This window comes from Kineococcus glutinatus, from assembly GCF_039542765.1.
GTDB lineage: Bacteria > Actinomycetota > Actinomycetes > Actinomycetales > Kineococcaceae > Kineococcus_A > Kineococcus_A glutinatus.
Window position 1 is genome coordinate 1 of the sequence record NZ_BAABIL010000814.1, and the last position, 2,172, is coordinate 2,172.

Below are 2,172 nucleotides of genomic sequence, written 5' to 3' on the forward strand. Positions count from 1 at the left end.
GCCTGCGGGCGGCCGCGGCGGGGTCGGCGGGCGCGGCACCGGGGCCGCGGCGAGGATGTGCCCATGACGACGACCGAGAGCAGCGCCCCCGCCGCCGGGGCGGGCACCGACCGCCGGGTGGCCGACTTCTGGTTCGACCCGCTGTGCCCGTGGGCGTGGATGACCTCCCGCTGGATCCTGGAGGTGGAGCGCGTCCGCGACATCGAGGTGCGCTGGCACGTCATGAGCCTGTCGGTGCTCAACGAGGGCCGCGACCTGCCGGAGCAGTACCGGGAGCTGATGACGAAGGGCTGGGGCCCGGTGCGCGTGGTGACGGCCGCCCGCGTCGAGCACGGCGAGGACGTCGTGCTGCCGCTGTACACCGCGATGGGCAACCGCATCCACCCCGGTGGCGACGACGACTTCGACCGCGTCGTCGCCGGCGCGCTGGAGGAGGTCGGCCTGCCCGCCGGGCTGGCCCGGTACGCCACCTCCGACACCTACGACGAGCAGCTGCGCGCCTCGCACGCGGAGGGCATCGGCAGGGTGGGCGAGGACGTGGGCACCCCGGTGGTGGCGTTCGGCGACGTCGCGTTCTTCGGCCCGGTGGTGACGCCGGCGCCCAAGGGCGAGGCGGCGGGGCGGCTGTGGGACGGCTGCGTCCTCGTGGCGGGCACCCCCGGCTTCTTCGAGCTCAAGCGCACCCGCACCCGGGGGCCGGTCTTCGACTGAGCCGGCGCTCCCGGGCACCGCGCGGGGGCGGGCGCACCCTCGCGCCCGCCCCCGGCGCGGTGCCTGGGAGGCTTGCGCCATGCGCGTTCACATCGGCACCGACCACGCCGGCTTCGAGCTCAAGGAACACCTCGTCGGCCACCTGCGCGCCGCCGGGCACGAGGTCGTCGACCACGGGGCGCACGTCTACGACGCCGCCGACGACTACCCGCCGTTCTGCCTGCGCGCGGCGCAGGCGGTGGCCGCCGAGCCGGGCACGCTGGGCATCGTCATCGGCGGCTCCGGCAACGGCGAGCAGCTGGCCGCGAACGCGGTGCCCGGCATCCGCGCCGCCCTGGCCTGGTCGGTGCAGACGGCGCAGCTGGCCCGCGAGCACAACGACGCCCAGGTCGTGGGCATCGGGGCCCGCATGCACGACCTGGAGACGGCGGCGCAGATCGCCGACGCCTTCGTCACCACCGAGTTCTCGAACGACCCCCGCCACGTCCGGCGCATCGAGATGCTCACCCGGTTCGAGGAGACCGGCGAGCTGCCCCCGCTGCCCGGCGAGCCCGCCTGAGAGGAACCCCCGCGTGCCCGAGGGCCACACCGTCCACCGCAACGCCGCCGAGCTGGGGTCCCGCTTCGCGGCGGGGCCCGTGGCGGTGGACAGCCCGCAGGGCCGCTTCGCCGCCGGTGCCGCGCTGCTGGACGGCACCGTGCTGCGCGGGGCCGAGGCGCACGGCAAGCACCTCCTGCTGCACTTCGGCCCGGGCCGGGTGCTGCACGTGCACCTGGGCCTCTACGGGTCGTGGACGACGGGCGACGGCCAGGCCCCGCCGGTGCGCGGCACCGTGCGGGCCCGGCTGCGCGGCACCGGCGGCTGGGCCGAGCTGCGCGGGCCCACCGCCTGCGAGGTGCCCGACGAGGGCGGCGAGGCGGCCCTGCGCGCGCGGCTCGGGCCGGACCCGCTGCGGGCCGACGCCGACCCGGAGGCGGCGTGGCGGCGGATCAGCCGCTCCCGCACCGTGATCGGTGCGCTGCTCATGCAGCAGGACGTCGTCTCCGGCGTGGGTGCCATCTACCGGGCGGAGGTGCTGTTCCGGCAGGGGATCGACCCCTACCTCCCCGGCCGCGAGCTCGCCCGCGAGCGGTGGGAGGCCGTCTGGGACGACCTGGTCGTGATGATGACCGAGGGGGTGCGGGACGGGCGCATCGAGACGACCCGCCCGGCCGACCGGGAGGCGGCCCGCGCGGTGCCCGGGCGCGGGGACCGCTTCTACGTCTTCCGCCGCACCGGCGAGCCGTGCCGGGTGTGCGGCACGCCGGTGCGGCACGCCCTGCTCGTGGCGCGGCACCTCAACTGGTGCCCAACCTGCCAACCGGCCTGAGCACCCCGCCGCCCGGCGGGGCGGCGGGGCGCGGCCTCAGGCGCCGGTCGCGCCGGCCGCGGTGCGCGCACCGAGGTCGCGGGCCAGGAGC

At 77.3% G+C, this 2,172-nt stretch carries 3 protein-coding genes; all 3 read left to right on the forward strand.

What is annotated here, in order from left to right; genetic code table 11:
• The first annotated feature begins 63 nt into the window (after nt 1–63).
• The 3 genes from ABEB16_RS21660 to ABEB16_RS21670 all read left to right on the forward strand — a co-directional run bounded on the left by ABEB16_RS21660 (nt 64) and on the right by ABEB16_RS21670 (nt 2,081).
• Nucleotides 64–711, forward strand: coding sequence for a mycothiol-dependent nitroreductase Rv2466c family protein (locus ABEB16_RS21660; RefSeq protein ID WP_345714241.1), 648 nt, complete (start codon nt 64–66; stop codon nt 709–711).
• Nucleotides 712–790: 79 nt separating this feature from the next.
• On the forward strand, nt 791–1,270 hold the full coding sequence (locus ABEB16_RS21665; protein ID WP_345714242.1) for a ribose-5-phosphate isomerase: 480 nt from the start codon (nt 791–793) through the stop codon (nt 1,268–1,270).
• A 13-nt stretch (nt 1,271–1,283) separates the two neighbouring features.
• Nucleotides 1,284–2,081, forward strand: a complete 798-nt coding sequence (locus ABEB16_RS21670; protein WP_345714243.1) for an Fpg/Nei family DNA glycosylase — start codon at nt 1,284–1,286, stop codon at nt 2,079–2,081.
• Nucleotides 2,082–2,172: the final 91 nt, after the last annotated feature.